Origin of the sequence: Chitinophaga sp., from assembly GCF_036569185.1 — a bacterium.
GTDB lineage: Bacteria > Bacteroidota > Bacteroidia > Chitinophagales > Chitinophagaceae > Chitinophaga.
In genome coordinates this window covers 1-24,478 of sequence record NZ_DATCRD010000389.1, presented here as the reverse complement: position 1 = coordinate 24,478, position 24,478 = coordinate 1, and the positions used below count along the sequence as shown (strand labels likewise).

Below are 24,478 nucleotides of genomic sequence, written 5' to 3'. Positions count from 1 at the left end.
GGAAGCTGAGAGTTCCACTTTGTGGGGCAGGCGGAAGTTGAAGGATACCTCTGCCTTTTTATTTTTAACGGTATAGTCGCCCACGAGGTCTTTTTCCCAGTAACCGGTACGGTGCACAGTGTAGGCGCGGCCGTCTTTGTCAATTACCTGAAGGTTAGAGTTATCGCCGTATTTATTCCAGGCATCGTTGGCAATGTTATTTGGGCCGCTGAGTTGCGGAAAATCGGGATTGGCTTTGGATTGAGGGGAGAAGTCGTTGTGGCTGTCGGCATACCAGTCCGTGCCCTGCATGTAGCTCAGGTTGATTTTCCATGCAAACCAGGGAGTGTATTGTTGCGCATAGCGTACAGCCGTTTCCGTGAGTAATTTAGCGCCGCCGTCGTCGCCCACGTGGTTGACGGCTACTTTCTGATAAACGCTTACGCCCTGGTACTGGAATGGGTTTTTAGTGATCAGGTTCGACATTCCGTTGATGGCATTCATACCATATAAGGCAGAAGATGCGCCGGGTGTAACTTCTACGCTGGAGATATCCAGTTCAGTGGGGCCGATGGCGTTGCCCAGTGGTACACCAAGGGTGGCCGCCTGGTTATCCACACCATCTACCAGCTGCATGAACCGGAAGTTGTTGGGAACGTTGAAACCACGGGTGTTGAATACTTTAAAAGTAAGACCAGCGGTAGTCATTTGAACGCCTTTCAGGTTACCGAGGGCGTCATAGAACGTGGAGGAAGGGGTTTCTTTCAACGCCCTGATATCCAGTTTTTCTATGGCCACCGGAGAGCGGAGCAGTTTTTCCTGCTGCCGGGAAGCGGATACAACTACTTCATTTACTAGCAGCGATTGAGTGTATAACTGGATGGCCAGTTTGCTGCTGCTGCTTTTTACTTCAAACTCCTGGGGTTGATAGCCTATGAGCCTGATAACCAGTTTCAGGGGGAATTTGGAGTTAGTGGTCACTTCAAAGCGGCCGCTGGTATCGGTTTGGGCGCCGAAGGAAGTGCCTTTGATCTGAACAGAAGCTCCGGGGAGTGCCACCCCGTGGTCGTCTGTAATTTTACCCTGTATAACGTACGAGCCGTTCAATTGGGCTTGTACCAGCGCCGGGCTGAATACCAACATTAAGAACAGGTATTTTACCAGCATTAAAAACTTTTGCATGTGCAGTAAACATTATTGATTCTGGAATGATAAATTGATAAGGGGACCTTTTCGATGTTGTGTCTCAACATCGTGCTGAAAATGAATGCTTTGTAAAAGTTAAAGTCATATAGTCTATAGAATTAGTAGACAAATATAATCCGGGTATTTTTCATTTCAAAGCAAATGTGGGTATAATTTGCAAAAAGCCTGAGCGGGAACTGCGGTCAGGACTGCATTGGGCGCTGCAATCCCTTCAGGGTGAGGCGATTGGAGCGGATTTTGTCTGACTCAGGATTAGGCTGATTATACTGATTTGATTTTTGGAATGCAGCGGAGGTTGTCTGACTCAGTATAATCAGCCTAATCCTGAGTCAGACAATCTCCGCTGCATTAAAAAAGCGCCCGCCAACCGGCGGACGCTTTACATATACATAAGTTGGAAGTTACGCTACATGATCCTTTGCCACGGGATGTTCAACAGCTTTGGGCTGCATGTGCTTCCCGAAAAAGCGTTTCTGGAACAGCAGGATAGCGATAACGCCGGTAGAAATAGCCGCATCAGCCACATTGAATACCGGACGGAAAAACACGAAGTAGTCGCCACCCTTAAACGGCACCCATTTAGGAAGGTAACCTTCATAAATAGGGAAGTACAGCATATCTACCACGCGGCCATGTAAAAAGCTGCCATAACCGCCGCCGGCAGGCATAAACTTCGCTACGTCATAACCAATACTGTCGTTGAAGATAAGACCATAAAACATGCTGTCTATCAGGTTGCCGGCAGCTCCCGCCAGGATCAGGGATCCACAGATCAGCAAACCAGTGCTGTATTTCTCCCTGATAAGCTTCTTCATATATACAAAACCCACTACCACGGCCACCAGGCGGAAAAGCGTAAGGAGTATTTTACCAAAGTCGCCTCCAAACTTGAGGCCATAGGCCATACCTTCATTTTCAATAAAATGGATCCGGAACCAATTGGGGAAAATCACAAACTCCTGTTGCATAAACATATGCGTTTTGATCCAGAATTTCAGTGTCTGGTCAATAGCCAGGATCAGGATAACGATAATTACTACGTGACGATATTTCAACTGATATTAGAATTTTATCAAAAATAATAGTTTATTTCAAAGTCGAAGCCTGCAATATCATTATTCCTGGAAATATACCCTTTTTACGCGTTGTGAAATTCCTGTTAATATTTCATAGGGAATGGTTTCGGCCCAGTTGGAGAGCTCCTGTACAGGCAGATCCTGGCCAAAAACGATCACTTCATCACCTTCTTCCACATCGGGGATATGGGTTACATCCAGCATAAGCATATCCATTGCCACTACGCCAGCCACTGGCGCCAGCTTGCCCCGCACCAGCATTTTGCCTACGCCCATGCCTAACCTGCGGGGATAACCATCGGCATAGCCAATACGCACAGTAGCCGTTACCGCCGGCCCTTTGGCTTCCCATTTACCGCCATAACCTACTGTGTCGCCGGCTTCCAGGCGTTTTAGCTGTGCCACCGTGGTTTTCAGGGTACTTACATTACGAAGCTGGTCCTGGATGCCGTTGCTGCTGTCGATGCCGTACATTCCTATGCCGAGCCGCACCATATCCAGTTGAAGATCCGGATGACGGCTAATGGCTGCGCTGTTGGCAATATGACGGATCACCGTATAGCCCAGTGCTTTCTGCAGTTCGTGGCTCATATCATAAAACAGCCGGCCCTGCTGCTGGGTGAAGGCGTCCTTTGCGGGATCTTCACTGGCGGCCAGATGACTGAAAATGGACTGTACCTTCATTAACTGCGTGGCAGTGAGTATCTGCGCCAGTTCAGGAATTTCACTTTTCACAAAACCAAGACGGTGCATCCCGGTATCCAGCTTTATGTGAACAGGGAATGCTGTTTTACCGGCAGCAGTGATTTCTTCCATAAACTGCAGGAGTATCTGTATAGAGTATATTTCAGGCTCCAGGTTCCAGTGAAGAATGGCATCGAAGCTGGCAGGTTCGGGATTCATTACCATGATTGGCATGGTAATACCAGCCCTTCTCAATTCCACACCTTCGTCGGCATAGGCCACTGCAAGGTAGTCGACCCCGTGAAACTGAAGAAGATTGGCTATTTCAAAACTACCGCTGCCATAGGAGAATGCTTTCACCATCGCCATTAATTTAGTATCGGGTTTTAACAGCGACTGGTACAGCTTTACATTATGTGAGATGGCGGTAAGATTGATTTCCAGGATGGTTTGATGCGCTTTTTGTTCCAGCAGTTTGCCTATCCGCTCAAACTGGAAAATGCGGGAACCTTTTACCAGGATGGTTTCATTCTGGAAATCATCTGCATTGAACTGTTGTATGTATTCATCGGTAGTGGTGAAGAACTGTGTTTTCAGACCTTCTACCTGCTGAAAGCTCTTTTTCTCGCGACCAATATTTTTGCCGATGGCAATTAACTTATTGATGCCTTTCTTTTGTAAAAGATCTGCTACTTCTTCATAAAGGGTGGCATCGCTTTTACCACTTTGCAGGATATCGCTGAGAATAACAGTGCGGGTGGCATGTTGCTGCTGTTGCTGCAGGAAGTCCAGCGCAATAGTAAGGGAGCCCAGGTCCAGGTTGTAGCTGTCGTTGATCACGGAACAGTTATTGATTCCCTGTTTCAGCTCCAGGCGCATAGCAATATTGCTGAGCTGATCCATCCGCTGCTGTATCACAGCCTGTTCCTTGCCCAGGTATAGCATGAGGGCCACGCAATGAATCGCATTTTCGATAGAGCCTTCATCAACAAAAGGGATCTGGAAATGCAGCGGCTCCTGTTTATACAGGGCATCTATACGGGTATGGCTGCCCTGTTTATCTACATTGGTTACACGCAGATCGGCATCTGTTTTCCTGGACCAGGAAAACAGTTCAGGACCGCCCCCTTCCTGGTTTTCTTTTTTACCTACCTGGTTGTGAAAAGCCAGCACACACTCATTGAGCGCGAGATAATCTTTACAATAAATAAGAATATCGCTCTTGGCAAACAACACCAGCTTCTCATTTATTTTCTGCCGGATATTTAAGAAGCCTTCACTGTGGGCCTCTCCTATATTGGTAAAGATGCCGATAGTGGGACGGATAATTTTTTCAAGGTTTACCATTTCGCCGGGTTGCGAAATACCTGCTTCAAAGATAGCCAGCTGATGTTCCGGTTTCATTTGCCACACAGAAAGAGGAACGCCTATCTGCGAGTTATAGCTTTTAGGACTGCGAACAATGTTGTAGTCCTTTTCCAGCAGCTGGTACAGCCATTCCTTTACAATGGTTTTGCCGTTGCTGCCGGTAATGCCTATAACCGGAATGTGGAACTGTTGCCGGTGAAAGGCCACCAGCGTATGTAATGCCTGCAGGGTATCTTTAACGAGGATGAAGTTGGCTTTCGGATATTTTTCCAGTGGCACCGGCTCGCTTATCACAAAATTACTGACCCCTTTGCGGTACAATTCTTCGATGTACTGATGCGCGTTGCGCCGCGGGCTAACCAATGAAATAAACAAAGATGTTTCGGGGAAGCTGAGCTTCCTGCTGTCCAATAAAAGATGGTCAATTTCAGTAAATCCGGTCTCTTGCAACAATTCCCCTTTCAAAGTCTTGTTGATGCTTGCTGCGTTATACACGTTTATCAGGTTTGAATAATCACTTAACTGCTGCAAAATTGCTGTTTTGCGCAGCTTTTTACTTCACGTCTGCTTCGGTAATTCTTTTTTCTGATGATAGAGGGAATAGAGGATAGAACCTCCAAGGCATAGCACTATCACGATCAATGATACATATACCGGTATTTCAATGTCATGCTTGTGCAGGAAATATTCCGCCAGCATTTTCAGTCCGATGAAAACCAGGACAATGGCAATACCCTGGGGCAGATAATCAAATTTATCTACCGCTCCCCTCAGTAAAAAGAACAGGGACCTGAGTCCCAAAACCGCAAATATGTTAGAGGTATATACTACCATCGGATCCCGTGAAATAGCAAATACAGCCGGGATAGAATCTACCGCAAATAAGATATCTGTTACTGCCAGCATCACTACAACCAATGATAACGTGGTAAGATAAGCCTTATTATGTTTACGGATCACGAACCTGCCTTTAGGCTCTTCCATGGTTACCCGCATGTATTTGTTCATAAAACGGTAAATCACATTTTCTTCCGGTTTAAATTCATCATCTTCTTTTGTGACAAACATCTTAATACCGGTATAAATGAGAAATGCACCGAAAATATATAATATCCATTCAAATTTTTCTATGAGCGCAATCCCCAGCCAGATAAATATGGCCCTGAAAATAATAGCCATCAGTATACCAATGAGTAATACCCGGGAATAATACTCTTCTTTTATCTTAAAAAAACTAAAGATGAGTACAAACACAAAGATATTATCTATCGACAGGGATTTCTCCATCAGGTATGCGCTTAAAAAGCTGATGGCCGGTTCTGCGCCGTCTTCCAGCCACATGAACCCAAAAAAGAGCATAGATAAAACTACCCAGAAAATGCTTTGCCAGAGCGCTGTTTTTAAACTTGTTTTTGTATTTTTCTTACTAAAAAAACCAAGATCAAATACAACCGCCAGGATGATCACAATAAAAAATACCAGATATGTTATCTCTGTTTTTCCCACGTGATTGCATTTTATGAGCAGCAAAGATAGGAAAACGGCGGCTAGGTTTCCGGTTTAAGATGGCTATTTCCTCTAAGCAGATGCTGCAATAAGCTCTGGAATACAGTGCCTTACAGCATTTCAGGCTATTCAGTAAATTTACGCTGCCGTATAAACTGGAATACTATAGCAAATAGTAAAACCAGTCCTACCGGTACCAGGAAACAGATAACCTGCCACCTGGTTTTTTCCTGTCTCACTTTCTCCCCATCCAGCAAACGCAGTGTCAGCTCCTTGTTCCGGGCTTCCATGATACCGCTGTTACCGCAGAGATATTCCAGGCAATTGAGAAAAAATTCTTTATTGGCAAAGGCAAAGCCAGGGTTAAATTCATTGATGCCCATTTGCAGCGGCCCTTCTTTCCGTGATACTGCATTGGCAATTACATCGCCATCACTTACCACGATCATTTTGTTGACAGTATCTGCAGATTCCCTGAAAGACCGCCCGGATGCGTGAAACAGCGAATCTACGGCATCAGGGTTTTCCCGGTTACGGAACAGCGACGTGAACTTTCCTTCCAGCAGTACAGCTGCAGGCAGGTAACGTTGCCGGTAATCCCGCGGGTTAGGCTGCGTTTTTACAATGTCCCAGCTTACCTGCGCCGGCAGCCGTGTAGTGCGGCTATTCCTGGAAGTGGTAAGCAATATCGTTTTGCGGATGGCGTCGTTTTTTATGGTATCGATGGAGCTTACGAAGCGGCTTAGTACCATATCCAGGTTTTTTACGATGGGATGCGCTTTGGTAGGCATCAGCATAGGAAAATATGGGAATGGCATAGGCTGTATCTGCGGCCGGTTGCCCACATTGCCCACTACCAGCGGCACTACATCGCTTTGCAGATCCAATACAAGATCCTGGTTAATACGCACGCCATAGCGGAACAGGAGGTCTTCCAGGTTCAGGTTCCGGTCCATGGCAAAAAATTCCGGATGCTCATGTAAGCTGTCTATGCTGGCGCCGGATTCATCAATGAACCACAGCACTTTTCCCCCGTTCATCACGTATTGATCTATCTTAAACTTATCTGCATCGGAAAAGGCGCCGGCAGGCTTTGCAAACAGGATCACATCAAAATCACGGGGAATATAGGAAGCGGCCTGCAGGGTGAGCGTATCCAGCCCATAATTGGTTTGCAGGGTGCTGAGCGCATCATATACTTCAGCCCCGAGCGACTCCCCATGGCCAAGCATATAGCCTACCAGTGGTTTTTCTTTTTCCTGTAATTTATGAATAGCATAGGCAAACTGGTATTCCAGTAAGGCTTCCGAGCTGTTCATAGTTTGCATAGGATCCTGCCCGCCCTGGTTTTTAAGAAGATTTACTCCTATTGTTTTGCCTTTGTAATGTACCAGTGCGCCGGGAAAGATCAGCTTTTCCGCGAAACCGTCGTTGGCTTCCTGCTGTACTTTCATATTAAAAGGCATGATACCCTGGGCGGTGAGCTCGCCGAGGAATTTCATGCGTGCGGAGTCTGAAAGGCCCTGCCCGGGGTTCACAAAGGTAAACCGGAGATTTTGCCTGCCGTATTCCCTGAATTCTTCCAGCAGTTCGGCGGTTGACTGTGCCAGTTGCCGGAAGCTGGCCGGGTAATCACCTTTAAGAAATACCTCAATTTCCACGGGGCTGTCCAGTTTGCGGAGCATTTGCCGGGTGCTGGAAGTGAGGGTGTACCTTTTTTCCGCTGTCAGATCCCATCTGCCGTGAAAATAAGCCGCTGCTATATTAATGCCCGTGAGTACCAGTATTACTGCTATGGCACGTTGTATGTATTTTTTTCGTGTAGCCATGTTATTTAGTAAGAACGGCTGTTAACCGTTTTGCCAGAGTTTTCTTTGGAGGGATAATTTAGTGAGATAAAGCATCAGGCCTATAATGCTGATAAAATAAACAATATCGCGGCTATCAATTACGCCGCGGCTGATAGAGGCATAATGGAATTTGATGCCTGCCATCTGCAGATAATAATCGGCGCCGCCGCTAAAGGCCGGTATTTTGCTTATTGCATCAAAGCCGTTATAGAGGATAAAGCAGGTAAACAGTGCAATGAGAAAAGCGATCATAGCATTGTTGGTAAGGGACGACGACCAGATGCCGGTGGCAGTGAATGCCGCTCCCAGCAGCAACAGGCCTATGTAAGAGCCGGTGATACCGCCGGTATCGAGTTGCTGGTTATCTACGCTTAATTGCTTTATTGCAAAATAATAAATGATGGTAGGAAGCAGGGAGATAACCACAATAAGCAGGCTGCCCCAGAATTTACCCATTACAATCTGTAAGCCGGTGAGTGGTTTGGTGCTGAGTAATTCCATAGTACCGGTTTTAAATTCATCTGCAAAGCAACGCATGGTAATGGCAGGTATAAGCAGCAGGTAAATAAGCGGCGCCAGGTTGAACAACGGATCCAGGTTGGCATACCCGGTATCCAGTAAGCTGGTTTCCGGGAAAACGAACAGCATCAGTCCATTCGCCAGTAAAAACAGTATGATGGCCACATAGCCGGTAACACTGCTGAAAAACTGGTTGATCTCTTTCTTAAAGATGGCTAGCATGAACAGTTAGTAAGGATTAGGATATTAGTAAAGATACAAATATAGGGTAAACGCTATTACCTTTCCGCCTATTGTACAGGGGCGCCGGAATGCCTGTGCACATGGGGCCAGGATGGACTTAAAGTACGCCATCCTTGTACATTTCCCAGATGGGGCTTACTTTTCTCAGTCCGTTCACTGATTCGCTAATGGTTTGGATGGTAAAATCGATTTGTTCCTCTGTAGTGAACCGCCCGAGGCCAAAGCGGAGTGATGCATGGGCTAGATCGTCGCTAAGCCCCATCGCCTTCAGTACATAACTCGGCTCCATAGAGGCGGAGGTGCAGGCCGATCCGGAGGAGACGGCGATCTTTTTATTAAAGCCCATCATGAGGGTTTCGCTTTCTACATACTTAAACGAGAGGTTACAGGTGTGTGGCAGGCGCTGGAGAGGGGCGCCGTTTAAAAAGGTTTGCTCAATTGCCAGCAGGGCTTTTTCTAACCGGTTCCTCATGGGAAGAATGCGTTGCGTATCCGCTTCCATTTCTTCCAGGCACAGCTCACAGGCCCTTCCCAGTCCTACTATGCCGGGCACATTCAGCGTGCCGGAGCGCATGCCTCTTTCATGACCGCCCCCGTCGATTTGCGCGCTGAGCTTTACCCGGGGGGACCGCCGGCGAATATATAAAGCGCCTGTTCCTTTAGGGCCGTACATTTTATGAGCGCTAAGGGTAAGCAGGTCTATGCCATCGTGGTTTACATTTACCGGGATTTTTCCTGTGGCCTGGGTCGCATCTGTCATAAACAGTATGCCGTGTTTCCGGGCAATATCGCTGATAGCGCGCACCGGGTGGATAACGCCGGTTTCATTATTGGCGTACATGAGGCTTACCAGGATGGTTTGGGGAGTGATAGCAGCTTCCAGTTGCCGAAGGTCAATAAGTCCTTCGTGGTTCACGGGGAGCCAGGTAACCTGTGCGCCCAATTTTTCCAGGTGTTTACAGGTATCCACTACCGCTTTGTGTTCAGTAACTGCAGTAATGATATGATTGCCTTTACCGCTGTACATTTCATATACCCCCTTAATGGCCAGGTTCACAGCTTCTGTGGCGCCGGAGGTAAAAATAATTTCTTTGGGTTCCGCACCAATCAGCCTGGCCACCTGTTCCCGGGCGTTATCTACCGCTTCCTCTGCCGCCCATCCCAGCGGATGGCTCCGGCTGGCCGCATTACCAAACATCTCGGTGAAATATGGTAACATGGCAGCTACCACCCTGGGATCGCAGGGCGTAGTGGCATTGTTATCAAGATAAACGGGCAGCTGCAGCATATCTTTCTGTTTTATTTAAAGTCCGGGCCAAACAAAATTACAACATAAGTTCTATTTTTACCGGGTTAAGCTATTCCGGAAAGTCGGTATGGATACCGGGTTCCGTGCATCTGTAAATAATTATGAATATGCTCAGGGTAGAACATATAGGCATTGCCGTTAAGGAATTATCTGTGTCCATTCCGCTATTTGAAAAGCTGTTGAACACCCCCTGTTATAAACAGGAAGAAGTAGAAAGCGAACAGGTACAGACCGCTTTTTTCCGGCAGGGAGAAACCAAAATAGAATTGCTGGAAGCCACCGGAGCAGGTAGCGCGATTACAAAGTTCCTGGAGAAAAAAGGCGAAGGAATGCATCATATTGCATTCGAGGTGGAAGATATATATGCTGAAATGAAACGACTGCAGCAGGAAGGATTTGTTTTGTTACAGGAAACGCCGAAAAAGGGAGCTGATAATAAGCTGATCTGTTTTTTGCATCCTAAGCATAGCAATGGAGTTTTGATTGAAATTTGCCAGGATATCAAGTAAGCATTTACTTATATATTTAAAATATAAATAATAATATTTTTTTTAATTTTTTTTCCATTTTAGCAATCCAAAGGAATTTATGATCCGTAAGTAATATCAAACACCCCCGGAAAGAAGGGCCCAAAATGTTAAGACCAAAATTTTTTTATCATTTTTTGAACAAATATATTTTCCATAACGTTATCTCTTTATACACAAATAGATAGAACATCAATACTCAAAATATTACAAAACTTAGGCTTTATAGGTTATTAATGGTTTAAGTTTTAACGATTACTCTAAAGTTGGCATAGGTTATGAACACCTGCGGGTTTTTTAGCTTGCAGGTCTTTTTTTTAGCCACTTCTTCCACAAACAGTGGATTCATTTCAAAAATACAAGGGAATTACTTCGGGCAGGATAGGTCTTTCCTGCTTATTTAACGCCACAGGAATTCAATAAATTGTGTATCGCCTTCGGCGATGCGAATTTTGTCTGACTCAGGATTAAACTGATTACGCTGATTACGCTGATTTTATTTTTTGGGATTTTATAAATGATTTAAAAAGATTCGGGAAGTTTTAAGCGGATACTTTCGCTTAAAACTTCCCGAATCTTTTTAAATCTAAAGTAATCAAATCAGCGTAATCAGCGTAATCAGTTTAATCCTGAGTCAGACAACATCCGCGTCAGACAACATCCGCGTTAGTTAAACATATACCGGATCCCCAACTGTCCCTGCCACCTCGAAATAGTGCCGGTATTATCCCTCCAGGAATTGGTGAGCGGAATCTGGTTCGCTGCATCCAGGTATGGGAAAGAGTAAGCGGCGGCCGCAGTAGCATTGCCGGAGGCATCCCGGTACTGACCTTCATACTTCAGGAAAGAAGGCAGGTTCGGTATTTTGGAAACACCCCAGCGCTTATTGAGGAAATTGCCAAAGTTGATAATATCAAAACTGATACGCAGGGTATGTTTCGTTTTTTCCTTGCCGCTGAATACAAAGATATCCTGTGTAATATTCAGGTCCATCCGTTTTGCGAATGGCAGCACTACTGCGTTACGTTCTGCATATTCTCCCCGGTGACTGCTCAGGTAATTATCCTGCTTGATGAAATTATCGAGCTGGCTCCAGATGATATCTGCAGTACGTTTATCTGCATTGGTAGCGGGATTGTAGGTTTTGTCGCCATAACCTACAGGTACCAGTTTGATATCATTACGGGTTTTAGGAATATAGATAAGGTCGTTGTTTCCACCGGAACCGTCATTGTTCACATCACCATTGTAAGTGTAGGAAGTGGCGCTGTAAAGACCGTTTACACTTGGCGCCGCTTCATATACCACGCCTACTGAAGTAGCAAAGTGTTTGGCCCAGGTAAAGCGGTAGGTGGCTGCTGCAATAATACGGTGAGGCATATAGTAATTAGAATAACCCAACACATTGGCATTCGGATCGCCGGCTACGGGGCGGTCGCGCCAGTTGCTTTGTGCAATGGTACCGCCATCATTTACACTGCGGGCCTTGCTGTAGGTATAGGCTGCGCTGAGGTAAAGATTGGGCAGGTTCTTCTGCAGCTGGATGGTAGCAAAATAAGAATAACCTTTATTGGTGTTGCGCATCAGGATGGCGTCGCTGATGTTTGGATTGCTCAGGCTGTTGCCTGCGTATATTTTGGAGGAGTTGTAACGGGTGCGGTGGTCCGGAGTGCTATCCAGCTGAAACCCTGCAGTAGGAAGGTTTACGTTCTGGAAATATACGGCATTGATATCTTTGGAGTAGTTGAATTCCAGGGTACCAATTACGCCCCATGGCAACTGGCGGTCTACTGCCAGGGTTGCTTTCAATACCTGCGGATACTTAAAGTTCCTATCGGTAACGGCTATATTATATTGATAAGACAACTGGTTGCTTCCTTTATAAGCATTGGGATCAGGGTTGAAGGGATAGGGAATAACAGGTGTAGATGCACTTGTTTGTGCCACGAATGATCCAAACTGTACGCCGTTATTTCCGGCCTGGTTACTCAGCCATACAGCGGGCGGCGGACCTGCAAATAAACCGGCGCCTCCACGGAGCTGCGTTTTACCATCATGGGTAATGTCCCAGTTAAATCCGACCCTTGGCGATAAGAGCGGTGTTGTTTTTGGCGCCTGGCCTACATCTATCTTCACACCATCCCTGAAAGTAAGCGCAGCAAGGGAATCATTTTTGTCAAATGTGCTGCCTATAACAGGAACGTCTATACGTAATCCATAAGTAAAGGTAAAGAAGTTGGTAACACTCCATTTATCCTGGATAAATGCGCCCAGTTCCAGCATGTTGATTTTGGCGTAAGGGAAGGATTTATCTTTGGTAGTAGCGTATGACACTGCGTAACGTACTGCGGTTGGTAAGCCACTATTGGCACTGGCATAAAAATCCGTGAGCGTATTAAAGCGGTAGTTACCATTATAGTTAGGCGCGAAACCGTTCAGGAATGTTTTGTAATAGTTTTGTGTTCCTATCGTGATTTCATGTTTCCCTTTGTACATGGTGAAGATATCGGACAACTGGTATACATCGGTATTCAGCTTATTGTTATAGGTAAACGGCTCATAACCGAAGGCAGTATAACTGGCGCCCTGCCCGTTCATGATATCTACAAGCGGAAAGTTGCTTTGCGACAAGGCATTCCTGAAATCGCGCATGGCGGAGTAACCAACCTGCAGTTTGTTGGAAGCACGGTTGCCAATGCGGGTATTCAGTTCGGCAATAAAGATGTTGAAATTGTTGTTGATGGTATAGCCGCTTCCGCTGAAAGGAAGGCCGGTAGCGCTGGGCTGACGGCCGCTTCCTACGGCGCCGCCACCGGGTGCGCCACTGTTGCTGGCAGGAATATCTTTAAATGATTTCAGGTAGCTGTATTTAAAGGTAAACGTATTGTGGTCATTTACGTTCCAGTCGACCTTAAAAGTCACCTTATCACTTTGTGTGCGATAGCTGTAATTCTGATAATCACCTGGGTTATATCCATACTTGCTTATCAGGAATTGCTTCAATGCATCCAGTGTATCTGCTACTGCCTGTGATACGTTGCCGCCGGCCACGCCACCTGGTTTATTAGCTACGAGACTGGTAGCAGGCGCCTTGATCCTTTCCTGCTCAGCGCTTACAAAGAAGAATAGTTTGTTGGGAATGATAGCGCCGCCTACATTGAAACCGCGCAGGTTATAATTGAAATCTGGCTTAGGTACAGTGGCATTGCCTACCTTGAGGCCCTGTAACCCGGGTGTTTGAATATAAGTGTAAACGGCTCCTTTGAAAGTATTGGTACCGCTTTTGGTTACGCTGTTGATTCCCGCGCCGGAAAAGCCTCCCTGTCTTACATCGTAAGGCGATACGTTTACCTGGATCTGTTCCAGGGCTTCGAGGCTAATGGGCTGTGAGGCTGTTTGCGAGCCCAGTGTGGCCTGCAAACCGAATGAGTTGTTGAAGTTGGCGCCGTCAACGGTAATGTTGTTCAACTGGTTGCTTCTTCCGCCGATGTTAAGGCCATTGGCAGAAGGCGTAAGTTTGGTAAAGTCCTGCATAGACCTGCTGATAGTGGGCAGGCGGTCCATTTGCGAACGGGTAATTACTTCCTGGCTCCCGGTGCGGGCCCGGTTGATCACCTTGTTCTGGGCCACAGAGGTAACTACTATTTCCGTAAGGCTGCTGGTACTGGATTGCAGGTTGATGTCTGTTTTGAAATCCTGTCCGAGCGACAGGAAAATGTTGTCGCGTTTTTCGTCTTTAAAGCCAATGTAGGAAACAGACAAGGTGTAAGGGCCTCCTACACGGAGATTCGGTAAGTTATAACGGCCGTCTTTCCTCGAAACGGTGTTATATTTTGTGCCGGTGGGCACATGAGTGGCTGTAATGCTTGCGCCGGGAACAGGTCCTTCTTTACTTAAAATAATACCCGCTATATCAGCGGTTGTTTCCTGGGCAAACAGGGCAGCAGGGATCAATAGTACGCAACAAAGCATACTAATGAGGTAACGCCAGTTTTTTTTGTGCATTGCGATTCAGATTTTGGTAAAGTTCAAATGACAGATTGAAGTATTAAAAATAATACAATTATGAAATCGTTAACAAATATTTTTAATGGTTCCTTTCTGCCTGCTGAATCGCTTTGTTATCAGGCCAGTACTTTCTCCATGCCTGTGCTCCTGGAACCTTTGATAAGAATATGCGTATCCTGGTATTGCTGCTGCTGTAGCCATTTTCCCGCTTCGGCAGCATTTTCCAGGAAAATATACGGATGGGTTACTTTTTTGAAATCGCCGCCTACCAATACTACTGCCTCCCAATGAGTACGTTCCAGTAAGCTTACCAGTTCCTGGTGCTCTTTCACGCTGTCTGTTCCCAGCTCCATCATAGCGCCCAGCAACAATACTTTTTTACTGGCCTGGATGCCGGCAAAATTTTCGATGGCGGCTTTCATGCTGGAGGGATTGGCATTATAGGCATCCATGATAATGGTGTTGCTACCCTGTTGTATTACCTGTGACCGGTTGTTGGAAGGGATATAACGCGCAATGGCGGGCGCAATAGTCGTTTCCGGTACGTTGAAGTGGCTGGCTACTGCTACGGCTGCCATTACATTGGGGAAGTTGTAGGCCCCTACCAGTTGTGTTTGAATAAACCCAACCTGGCTGCTGCCGCGTACTTCCACGGCCAGGAAGGCGCTGTCGGTAACGGCTTCTCCTACATAGTCCGCTTCGCTGCTGCCGTAGGTTATAATGTGAGGGATACCTTTCGCCATTTCAAGAAGATAGCCATAATCATTACATACGAATACGGTTCCGTTGTTGGCGCGTAAAAAATCATACAGTTCCCCTTTGGCTTTTTTAACGCCTTCTTCACTGCCAAAGCCTTCCAGGTGCGCTTTCCCGATATTGGTAATGATACCGTGGGTAGGCAGGGCAATTTCGCAATACGCCGCTATTTCTTTCTGGTGATTGGCGCCCATTTCTATTACCGCAATTTCCACATCGGGGAGTATACTTAAAATAGTAAGGGGCACGCCGATATGATTATTTAGATTGCCAACGGTGGCGTATGTTTTCAGGCCGGCAGACAATGCTGTGCTTACCAGTTCTTTCGTAGTGGTTTTACCGTTAGTGCCGGTAATGGCAAGGAAGGGGATGTTTAATTGTTTGCGGTGATGCAAAGCCAGCTGCTGTAAGGCGGTGAGAGCATCTTCTACCAGCATCATCCTGTCGGGTACCGTAAAATAAGCCGCTTCATCTACCACTGCAAAGGCGGCTCCCATTTCCAGTGCCCGGGCTGCAAATTCGTTGCCATTGAAATTGCCGCCTTTCAGCGCAAAGAAAATATCATTGGCTTTCAGTTTACGGGTATCTGTTTGTATGGAGCGGTGTTGCTCATAGATGCTGTATAGTTGTTCAATATTCACGGTCGGATCTTATTTGGTGCAAAAATAAGTGGTTAATCATGTAATATAGCAGAATTTTATGTGCCTTTGAAAGCAACCTATTTTATTATTATCCCGTATAAGCCAACAGGAATCAAATTTGAAAGACCTATGACAAGGATCAAGCTTTTTTTTATGGCCTGCCTGCTGCTGGCGGCCTGTAAAAATGAACAGGCCCCCGCGCCGGTAAGCGGAGGCGTAGACTGTAACGCAGCCCATATCACAACAGCCACCGTTTTTGCTATTATTCAGGCTAACTGTACCAGCCGCGGCTGTCATCCGGGCGGCTTTTCCCCGGCTACGGCAGATTTCTCCACCGAAGCGAAGTTGAAAGCGTATATCAACACCAGGCAGGCCGTTTTTGAAGCGCGTGTTACCGGCCCACAGGCGGATATGCCGCAATCAATGTCTTTTCCCGCGCTCAGCCAGGGCATGAAAGATTCTATCGCTTGCTGGATCGCCAAAGGGCTCCCGGATCAATAACTTAAAAAAAAGATAAACATGAAATACTTATTGCTTTTTGCAGTTGCCTTACTATCGGTTGTTACTGCATCTGCACAGGATGTTTACTCCTGCAAAAATACCCGTTTATCATTTTTTTCGTCTTCTCCCCTGGAAGACATAGAAGCGAAAACAGATAAAGGCGCCTCCGCACTTAATACAAAAACAAAGGAAGTTTTTTTCAAAGTGCCCATCAGCTCTTTCCAGTTTAAGAAAAAGCTGATGCAGGAACATTTTAATGAAAATTATCTCGAAAGCGATAAATACCCGTTTGCTGAGTTCAAAGGGAAGATCAACGAATCGCCGGAACTCAGTAAAGACGGCACTTACCCGGTAACGGTTACGGGTACACTGAACATCCACGGGATAGAAAAAAGTTACACCGCCAAGGGCACTATTACCACGCAGGGTAACACAATTACTGTTGCGTCCACTTTTAATGTACGTGTAGCCGATCACGGTATAAAGATACCGTCACTGGTAGTACAGAATGTGGCGGAAGTGGTAGCAGTGACCGTTAATGCGATTTATACACCTTACAGTAAATAATACATCACTCCATGAAGTATATATCAACCATCTTATTATGCTGTGTGTTTTCGGTTTATGCACAGGCACAGAGCCTCGACAAGCTTTTTGATTCTACAGCTACCGGTCACACCAAAGTGAGGGATACCTACAAAAGTACCCGCATTGTACAGGGTCAGTCCACCGAAATGCTGCGTAAACACGAACTTGATTTCCGTGTTACACACCGCTTTGGCGACGCCGGAGGTGAGTTTGGCGGTACAAAAACATTTTTCGGTACCGACAATTCCACTGATATCCGTATTGCTTTCGAGTACGGTATCAGCGACAACCTGATGGTGGGTATCAGCAGAAGCAAGGGCAGCGGGGATTTACAGCAATTGTATGAAGGACTGGTAAAATACCGCTTCCTGCAGCAAACCACCGACAACCATGTACCGGTATCACTGGCGGTTTTTGGTAACGCCGTGATCAGCGGGATGCCTTCCGCCACAGATAAAACCTCGGCTGCCTACTTTGAAGATGGCGCCGACCGGCTTATGTATGTAGCCCAGGCGCTTATATCAAGGAAATTTGGCGACAGGTTATCACTTACCCTGGCCCCTACTTATGTACACCGGAATCATGTAGCCTATATGGATATGAACAATATGTTCGCCCTGGGCGGGGCCGGCAGGCTGAAGCTGAGTAAAAGGATAGGTATCCTGGCAGAATATTATTACCCGTTCCGTTCACAGGAGAGCAAGGACTACTTTAAATCTGCAAAGGGTATTTCTTTTTATAACCCGCTGGGCCTCGGGCTGGAGATAGAAACCGGTGGCCACGTATTCAGTATCACCTTTACCAATTCCACTGCCATCCAGGAAAGCCAGTTTATTCCTGGAACCACCACCTCCTGGTTACAGGGGCAATTCCGGTGGGGATTCAATATTTCCCGTAGATTTACGTTATTCGGGAAGAAAGATTGGAAAAAATAAAATGCCGCATACGTGAAAATTCATGGTTAGCCAAAATAGCCGCCCGCTTTATGCGGGTGCAATCTGTAGCCATGGTCCTGGGACGCACCATACACCTGCATGGAGCGTCCCGGGAACGCTTTTTAGCGGATACAGCCTGGATGCGGCATGAAGCTTGCCATATCAAACAATACCAGCATCTGGGCTTTTTTGGGTTTTTATGGAGATATTTGTCTGAATACCTGCGCAGGGGCTACTATAACAATACTTTAGAGGTGGCTGCCAGGGCTTCGGAAGAGGATCCGGACATACTCGACGACATTGAAATAATCTAAAGAATCGTTAAAGTCAGAATTTTTCCAGCCGCTGGTTTTATTTTTCTTATTTTTACGTTAAAGGTTGATTTTATGGTTAAGAAGGTAACAGAGGGCATCACCATCAGCGTGGAAACATTCTACCAGCCGGATTATTCTAATCCTATTGGAAGCGAATTCATGTTTGCTTACCGTATTACCATTGAGAACAACAATATTTTCCCCATCAAACTGCTTCGCCGTCACTGGTATATTATTGATTCCAATGGCACACACCGTGAAGTAGAGGGAGAAGGTGTTGTAGGTGTTCAACCACTGCTGGCGCCAGGTGAAACTTACCAGTACGTCTCGGGATCCAATCTCCGGACAGAGATCGGCAAGATGTACGGTACTTATCAAATGGAAAACCAACTGGACAAGAAGATACTGGAAGTAAAAATTCCCGAATTCCAGATGGTTGTTCCCTTTAAACTGAACTAGTTCCCCGTTTTCGTTTAACCTGTAACTCTCTGTGTCAGGGCCTGTACTTCGAGGCTTTGAAGATCTCCGTCACGTTTTTAGATTCCATTAATTGCTGCAAGGTCATGTCCTTGTGCTCACTCATATACTTTTTTATGATCTGCCAACCTACAAAATTGGCTATTTTACCCGGGGCGCCCTCGGGCATCCCCTGTGTAGACGGTCCATCGCCCACAAAATGATTGATCTGCTGCCAGTCGCTGGAGTATACCAGGTTGTTTTGCACGAAGAACTGCCAGATCATCCGCTCATTTTCCCGGCACCAGTCCAGCTGGCTTTTCGTATAGCCGAGTTTGATAGTATCCGGTGTTTCCGGTAATACCTTATCCAGGAAATACTGTTGTTTGCCGGCTTCCATCATCTGTTCCAGCAGGTTGCCGTTTTTACGCGCGGGAGGATACAGCTGCTGCTGGATCACCTGCATGCAATTGGTGGTAATGTATTGAGGAGCAAAGCGATGGATCATATAATCCGGGTAGTCGGGGATCAGGGCATAGGGCGGAAAATCTTCTCCCATATACATATCCAGGCCAATGCCCAGGATAGAATCCACGGTGATAGCGCCATAGTTGGCGATACCGGAAATAAAAGTGACCACTTTAGGCGGATGGAAAGAAGGGATATAGTATTTGATATACCGGAAGCATTGCTCCAGGTCTGCCTTTAAAGTGGAGTTGCTGCCATACTTTGCTGCCACTGATTTTTCCAGCTGCCGGAAATCGGGTGTGGTTAAAAACAGGTGCAGTTGTTGCTGTACTGCTGCGTTGCTGTCGGAATAGGCCCCCAGGTTCAGGATATCCGTAATATACAGGGGCAGGAATACAGGATACTCGGCATGCAGCTTTGCCAGCCCGGGTTGTATATTGTTGGTGTCAATCGTGAACAGGGCGGAGTCGAAACGCGACAAACTAACGTTCATGGCTATATGACTTACATCCGGCGCTTTATTGCCGGAATTGCAGGCAGTGGTACCCAGTAAGGTTACCACGCAACTTATCAGCAGGGTATATTTAATAATGTAACTTTGCATCGCTCTTAAAACTCATCTAAGGTAAAATTATTATTTACCTTGTATTATAAAAAATTACGAATTAGCATCATCTATGAAGAAGATCATCTTTTTGCTGGCGGTAATGGTAATGGCAAAGACAGGAATGGCGCAATACGGCGATAATGCTTTCAGAAATAAAGTAAAGCTCGGGTTTACTGTAAGCCCGATGGTTTCCATCTTAAAACCACAGGAATCGGGAGTGAACAGGACCGGCGCCAAAGCGGGACTGAACTTTGGCCTGATGGCCGATTTTAACCTGAACGACCGGGGCACTTACGCATTTTCGTCGGGCTTCCAGGTGTTGTTGGGCGGCAGTAAGCTGAAATATGATGCGGGTAAGGGCCTGAGCGATTATAAGGCCAATCCTGCTGAATACAATATGAAGCTCACTTATATAGAAATCCCGCTGGCACTGAAGCTGAAAACCGCTTCTGCAGATGAAGGCGGCCTGGGTTTCTGGGGCCAGTTTGGTACCTATCTCGATTTCCCGGTGAGCGGCCGCGCAAATGTGGTATCTATGGGACAAACCTTCGACCGGGTAAATATCTTACCGGAAATGAACCGTATCAACATCGGTATGTTATTGGGTGCAGGGATAGAATACCCGCTGGGCGCCAATCTTACAGGAACAGCCGGTATCACCTACCAGAACGGTTTTGTGGATGTAACCCGCAATGGCAAATGGGACGACGGCCGGGTAAATATGAACAGCTTTGCGCTCCGGCTGGGCGTATTCTTTTAGTTTTGACCTGAATATCTTTTATCATGAATATTATACTGGCACAGCAGAATTATCATATTGGCAATTTTGAAAAGAATATAGCAAAGATCATTGATGGCATCAATGCAGCAAAGGCCCAGGGCGCAGACCTGGTGGTGTTTTCAGAGTTGTGCGTATGCGGATATCCCCCGCGTGATTTCCTGGAATTTGAAGATTTTATTGCACAAAGCTATCATGCAATAGACGTTATAAAAGCGCATACCAAAGATATAGCCGTACTGGTAGGCGGCCCCGCCCGTAACCCCCAGCGTGAAGGAAAAGACCTGTTTAATGCCGCCTGGTTTTTATATGAGGGAGAAGTAAAGCAGGTAGTACATAAAACCCTGCTGCCTACCTACGATGTATTTGACGAATACCGCTACTTTGAGCCGTCTATAGAATGGAATGTGATCCCGTTTAAAGGAAAGAAGCTGGCGGTAACCATTTGTGAAGATATCTGGAACCTGGGAGATAATCCCCTGTACAGGGTTTGCCCTATGGACCAGCTGATTGCCCAGGAGCCGGATGTGATGATCAATCTCTCTGCATCCCCGTTTGATTATGATCATGATGAAGACCGGAAAGAGATCATTCTTTCCAATGTACTGAAATATAAGATCCCGATGTATTACTGCAATACCGTGGGATCCCAGACAGAGATTGTATTTGATGGAGGTTCCCTCATTTACGATGCACAGGGTAACATTGTGAAGGAGCTGCCCTATTTTGAAGAGGCAATGGGTGGCATTGAGCTGGAAAAGCTTACGGGTAAGGATCTCCCGCCGGTGAAGCCCGCTGTGTTTACTCCGCTCACCGAACTGGTGTTCGATCATAATATAGACAGGATCTATGATGCACTGGTGTTGGGTATTAAGGATTATTTCGGGAAGATGGGCTTTACAAAAGCCATCCTTGGATCTTCAGGCGGTATCGACAGCGCCGTAACACTGGCTATTGCCTGCGATGCGCTGGGTAAGGAAAATGTACGGGCCATCCTGATGCCTTCTCCCTACTCTACCAGTCACTCTGTAGATGACGCCGTGGCCTTGTCCCAAAACCTGGGCAATCCTCACGATATTATCCGTATCAACAATATTTATGAAAGCTTCCTGGACACGCTGGAGCCTTATTTCAAAGGGCTGCCTTTCAACGTGGCGGAAGAAAATACACAGTCGCGCATACGGGGCAACCTGCTGATGGGCTTATCCAACAAGTTTGGTTACATCCTGCTGAATACCTCCAACAAAAGCGAACTATCTACCGGCTATGGCACCTTGTATGGCGATATGGCGGGCGGATTGAGTGTTTTGGGAGATGTATACAAGATGCAGGTGTATTCGCTGGCAAGATATATCAACCGGGACAAAGAGATCATACCGGTGAATATTATCGATAAGGCGCCTTCTGCGGAGTTGCGGCCGGACCAGAAAGACAGCGACAGCCTGCCGGATTATGCTATCCTCGACAGGATCCTGTACCAATACATAGAACGCCGCCAGGGGCCGCGTGAAATAGTAGCTCAGGGCTTCGATGCCGCTTTGGTTTCGCGGGCCTTAAAGATGGTAAACACCAATGAATACAAGAGAAATCAATTCTGCCCTATTATACGGGTATCGTCCAAAGCCTTTGGTGTAGGGCGCAGAGTGCCTATTGTAGGGAAGTACCTGAGTTAAGCTATTTTAATATATTTGCAAAAATCTGATCATACAACATGTTACAAGTACCGTTTATACGTCAAAATAAAGCGTTTGTTTTAGAGCGACTGGCATTTAAGAATTTCAAGGAACTGGAAGTAGTGGAAGAAGTGCTGGCGCTGGACGACAAGCGTAAGAAATTAACCCTCGAATACGATGAAACACAGGCCCAGGTAAATAGCTTATCCAAAGAGATCGGTAAGCTGATGGCCCAGGGAAAAAAGGAAGAAGGAGAAGCGCAGCGCGCTGCAGTAGCGGCATTGAAAGACCGCCTCGGCCCTGTGAATGAAGAGCTGAATGCTACTGAAAAAGCATTGCAGGATGCCCTGGTAAAGCTTCCCAACCTTCCATCCGCCCAGGTGCCTGCCGGTAAAACACCGGAAGAAAACGTGGAAGTGCGTAAAGGAGGTAAAATCCCGGACCTGTATGCCGGCGCCGTTCCGCACTGGGATCTGGCCAAACAATACGACCTCATCGACTTTGAACTGGGTAATAAGATCACCGGCAGCGGTTTTCCTGTTTTCAAGAACAGGGGCGCCCGGTTACAACGCGCGCTCATCCAGTATTTCCTGGATTATAATACCCTCAATGGCTATACCGAGTATGCACCGCCTTACCTGGTAAATGAAGCATCTGCCTATGGCACCGGTCAGCTGCCGGATAAAGAAGGCCAGATGTATCATGCCACAGCAGATAATTACTATCTCATCCCAACTGCAGAAGTACCGGTAACAAATATTTACCGCGATGAGATCATAAAAGATACCGACCTGCCGGTGAAGATGACAGCCTATACGCCCTGTTTCCGCCGTGAAGCAGGTTCTTACGGGAAAGACGTGCGTGGGTTGAACCGGGTTCACCAGTTCGATAAAGTGGAAATTGTACAACTGGTACATCCTGATAAGTCTTACGAAGCGCTGGATGAAATGGTAGCGCATGTGGAAGCATTGCTGAACCAACTGGAGCTGCCTTACCGTATTCTCCGTTTATGCGCCGGCGATATGGGCTTTACTTCTGCCATTACCTACGATTTCGAAGTATACAGCGCCGCCCAGCAGAAATGGCTGGAAGTGAGCTCTGTGAGTAACTTTGAAGCGTATCAGACCCACCGCATGAAAATACGGTTCAAGGAAAATAATGGTAAGCCACAGTTGCTGCATTCCCTGAATGGAAGCTCACTGGCATTACCGCGTATCATGGCCTGCCTGCTGGAAAACAACCAGACAGCAGAAGGTATACGGGTACCAACCGTGCTGCAGAGCTATTTTGGCAGCCACACGATATAAACCACTATTACGGATAATCTTTAACGGATGACGGGTTCGCGAAGATGCTCACGGAATAATATCCAATGACATCTGCCGCAAACCCGTCATTCGTCGTTTGGAATTCGTAATTTCCACCGGCAATATTCCATATGAAACATTTCCTGCCTACCGGCGACGAACTCATCATTCGTCCCCCTGAACACAACGATGCAGCTGGCTTGCTGGCCAGTTTCCAACGCCTGACGCGGGAAACCGATTACCTGCTTTTTACACGCAGTGAATCGATGGAGCTGGATATTGCTTCAGAAGAGGATTATATACAGTCTTACCTCGATAATCCCCATCAGCTTTTGCTGGTGGCCGTAGTACAAGGGCAGATCATTGGCTCCATTAATGTAAACCATAGTGGTTTGTATAAAAAAGCGCATACGGCAGAAGTAGGCATCGCCGTAGAAAAGCAATGGAATAACATGGGTATTGGCCGCCGTCTGCTCACGGCTATGCTACGCTGGGCAGAATCACGTGATAACCTGCGGATGGTATACCTGCATGTTTTTTCCACCAATGAAAAAGCAATGCAGCTGTACCGCAATTTTGGTTTTATGGAATGCGGGCGACTGCCCAATGCCATTTTGCAGAAGGATGGCAATTATGTGGACCTGGTAACTATGTACCTGGAGCTGAAACGCTGATGGGCTTCATAATAAAGGGTGAAAAAGTATTGCTTCCCGCATACTTCCTGGTTACTTCTCAGTTACTTAGGACTCGTGTATGTGTAGTACTCCTGATATAGTTCCCATACACTTCCCATACACTTTCCATACACTCACCATACACTTTCAATACACTCCCCATACACTATCTCTGTCGGTCTTGCCCGGTCTTGTCCTGATATAGGTTTACACAGTTATTAGATAATCCTGTTTGAAGTTTACAATAAAAATTTTTAGTCCTGCCAAAGGTTTACATTACCAAAAACACTCCATTATTCCGGCATTTTTTCCTTCCAGTTATCCGTTCTGAACGGCAGTGCCGGGAATCCTTTTCCGTTTTCCAGGTTGGTAACCGGGTAGTTGAAAAAGGCATACCTCACTGCCACCGGGTACTTCACCTTTGCGGCATGAAGCACCACTGTTTCCCCGGAAACGGCAGCAGTGGCAGGATAAAACTGCCGATCACTGCCTGCCAGCATAAAAA

Annotated in this window: 20 protein-coding genes and 1 pseudogene; 10 read left to right on the top strand and 11 right to left on the bottom strand. The window is 46.5% G+C overall.

Annotated features, from left to right (window positions below):
• The 7 genes from VIM72_RS29535 to VIM72_RS29505 all read right to left on the bottom strand — a co-directional run.
• On the bottom strand, window positions 1-1,161 hold a 1,161-nt coding region (locus tag VIM72_RS29535; protein WP_332006400.1), incomplete at its 3' end, for a carboxypeptidase-like regulatory domain-containing protein.
• A gap of 425 nt (window positions 1,162-1,586) precedes the next feature.
• Window positions 1,587-2,240, bottom strand: a complete 654-nt coding sequence (locus VIM72_RS29530; protein ID WP_332006399.1) for a lipoprotein signal peptidase — start codon at window positions 2,238-2,240, stop codon at window positions 1,587-1,589.
• 60 nt (window positions 2,241-2,300) lie between these two features.
• Window positions 2,301-4,808 (bottom strand): bifunctional UDP-N-acetylmuramoyl-tripeptide:D-alanyl-D-alanine ligase/alanine racemase, encoded by a 2,508-nt coding sequence (locus VIM72_RS29525; protein ID WP_332006398.1) that lies wholly within the window; start codon window positions 4,806-4,808, stop codon window positions 2,301-2,303.
• 63 nt (window positions 4,809-4,871) lie between these two features.
• Complete coding sequence (locus tag VIM72_RS29520; RefSeq protein WP_332006397.1) at window positions 4,872-5,819, bottom strand: TerC/Alx family metal homeostasis membrane protein; 948 nt, start codon at window positions 5,817-5,819, stop codon at window positions 4,872-4,874.
• A 125-nt stretch (window positions 5,820-5,944) separates the two neighbouring features.
• Window positions 5,945-7,648, bottom strand: coding sequence for a gliding motility-associated ABC transporter substrate-binding protein GldG (gene gldG / locus VIM72_RS29515; RefSeq protein ID WP_332006396.1), 1,704 nt, complete (start codon window positions 7,646-7,648; stop codon window positions 5,945-5,947).
• A gap of 21 nt (window positions 7,649-7,669) precedes the next feature.
• The gene (gene gldF, locus VIM72_RS29510; RefSeq protein WP_332006395.1) at window positions 7,670-8,410 is read right to left on the bottom strand and encodes a gliding motility-associated ABC transporter permease subunit GldF; all 741 of its coding nucleotides are present in this window, start codon (window positions 8,408-8,410) and stop codon (window positions 7,670-7,672) included.
• A gap of 118 nt (window positions 8,411-8,528) precedes the next feature.
• Window positions 8,529-9,716 carry an IscS subfamily cysteine desulfurase gene (locus VIM72_RS29505; protein WP_349258985.1) on the bottom strand — a complete coding sequence of 396 codons (1,188 nt, stop codon included), beginning with the start codon at window positions 9,714-9,716 and terminating at the stop codon, window positions 8,529-8,531.
• 131 nt (window positions 9,717-9,847) lie between these two features.
• Between VIM72_RS29505 and mce the strand changes: the two genes are divergently transcribed.
• Entirely contained in the window at window positions 9,848-10,249 is a 402-nt protein-coding gene (gene mce, locus VIM72_RS29500; RefSeq protein WP_332006393.1) for a methylmalonyl-CoA epimerase, read from the top strand.
• 684 nt (window positions 10,250-10,933) lie between these two features.
• Here the strand turns inward: mce and VIM72_RS29495 are convergent.
• Window positions 10,934-14,272 (bottom strand): TonB-dependent receptor, encoded by a 3,339-nt coding sequence (locus VIM72_RS29495; RefSeq protein ID WP_332006392.1) that lies wholly within the window; start codon window positions 14,270-14,272, stop codon window positions 10,934-10,936.
• A gap of 119 nt (window positions 14,273-14,391) precedes the next feature.
• Window positions 14,392-15,672, bottom strand: coding sequence for a UDP-N-acetylmuramoyl-tripeptide--D-alanyl-D-alanine ligase (locus VIM72_RS29490; protein ID WP_332006391.1), 1,281 nt, complete (start codon window positions 15,670-15,672; stop codon window positions 14,392-14,394).
• 129 nt (window positions 15,673-15,801) lie between these two features.
• Between VIM72_RS29490 and VIM72_RS29485 the strand changes: the two genes are divergently transcribed.
• From VIM72_RS29485 to apaG, 5 genes are all read left to right on the top strand, one after another.
• Window positions 15,802-16,173, top strand: coding sequence for a hypothetical protein (locus VIM72_RS29485; protein WP_332006390.1), 372 nt, complete (start codon window positions 15,802-15,804; stop codon window positions 16,171-16,173).
• Window positions 16,174-16,191: 18 nt separating this feature from the next.
• Window positions 16,192-16,740, top strand: coding sequence for a YceI family protein (locus tag VIM72_RS29480; protein WP_332006389.1), 549 nt, complete (start codon window positions 16,192-16,194; stop codon window positions 16,738-16,740).
• 11 nt (window positions 16,741-16,751) lie between these two features.
• Window positions 16,752-17,696 carry a DUF5777 family beta-barrel protein gene (locus VIM72_RS29475; protein ID WP_332006388.1) on the top strand — a complete coding sequence of 315 codons (945 nt, stop codon included), beginning with the start codon at window positions 16,752-16,754 and terminating at the stop codon, window positions 17,694-17,696.
• 50 nt (window positions 17,697-17,746) lie between these two features.
• Complete coding sequence (locus VIM72_RS29470) at window positions 17,747-18,010, top strand: DUF4157 domain-containing protein (protein WP_332006387.1); 264 nt, start codon at window positions 17,747-17,749, stop codon at window positions 18,008-18,010.
• Between the two features lie 72 nt (window positions 18,011-18,082).
• Complete coding sequence (apaG, locus tag VIM72_RS29465; RefSeq protein WP_079469727.1) at window positions 18,083-18,469, top strand: Co2+/Mg2+ efflux protein ApaG; 387 nt, start codon at window positions 18,083-18,085, stop codon at window positions 18,467-18,469.
• A 34-nt stretch (window positions 18,470-18,503) separates the two neighbouring features.
• On the opposite strand, the gene VIM72_RS32505 is transcribed toward apaG, so the two are convergent.
• Entirely contained in the window at window positions 18,504-19,538 is a 1,035-nt protein-coding gene (locus VIM72_RS32505; RefSeq protein WP_332006386.1) for a hypothetical protein, read from the bottom strand.
• A gap of 73 nt (window positions 19,539-19,611) precedes the next feature.
• Here VIM72_RS32505 and VIM72_RS29455 point away from each other — a divergent pair, with 73 nt between their 5' ends.
• The 4 genes from VIM72_RS29455 (at window position 19,612) to VIM72_RS29440 (ending at window position 23,973) form a co-directional block, all read left to right on the top strand.
• Entirely contained in the window at window positions 19,612-20,301 is a 690-nt protein-coding gene (locus tag VIM72_RS29455) for a porin family protein (RefSeq protein WP_332006385.1), read from the top strand.
• Window positions 20,302-20,324: 23 nt separating this feature from the next.
• On the top strand, window positions 20,325-21,992 hold the full coding sequence (locus VIM72_RS29450; protein ID WP_332006384.1) for an NAD+ synthase: 1,668 nt from the start codon (window positions 20,325-20,327) through the stop codon (window positions 21,990-21,992).
• Window positions 21,993-22,030: 38 nt separating this feature from the next.
• Entirely contained in the window at window positions 22,031-23,299 is a 1,269-nt protein-coding gene (serS, locus tag VIM72_RS29445) for a serine--tRNA ligase (RefSeq protein ID WP_332006383.1), read from the top strand.
• A 131-nt stretch (window positions 23,300-23,430) separates the two neighbouring features.
• Complete coding sequence (locus tag VIM72_RS29440; protein ID WP_332006382.1) at window positions 23,431-23,973, top strand: GNAT family protein; 543 nt, start codon at window positions 23,431-23,433, stop codon at window positions 23,971-23,973.
• A gap of 293 nt (window positions 23,974-24,266) precedes the next feature.
• Here the strand turns inward: VIM72_RS29440 and VIM72_RS29435 are convergent.
• Window positions 24,267-24,478 (bottom strand): annotated as a pseudogene (locus tag VIM72_RS29435) (sialate O-acetylesterase); the annotation flags it as partial.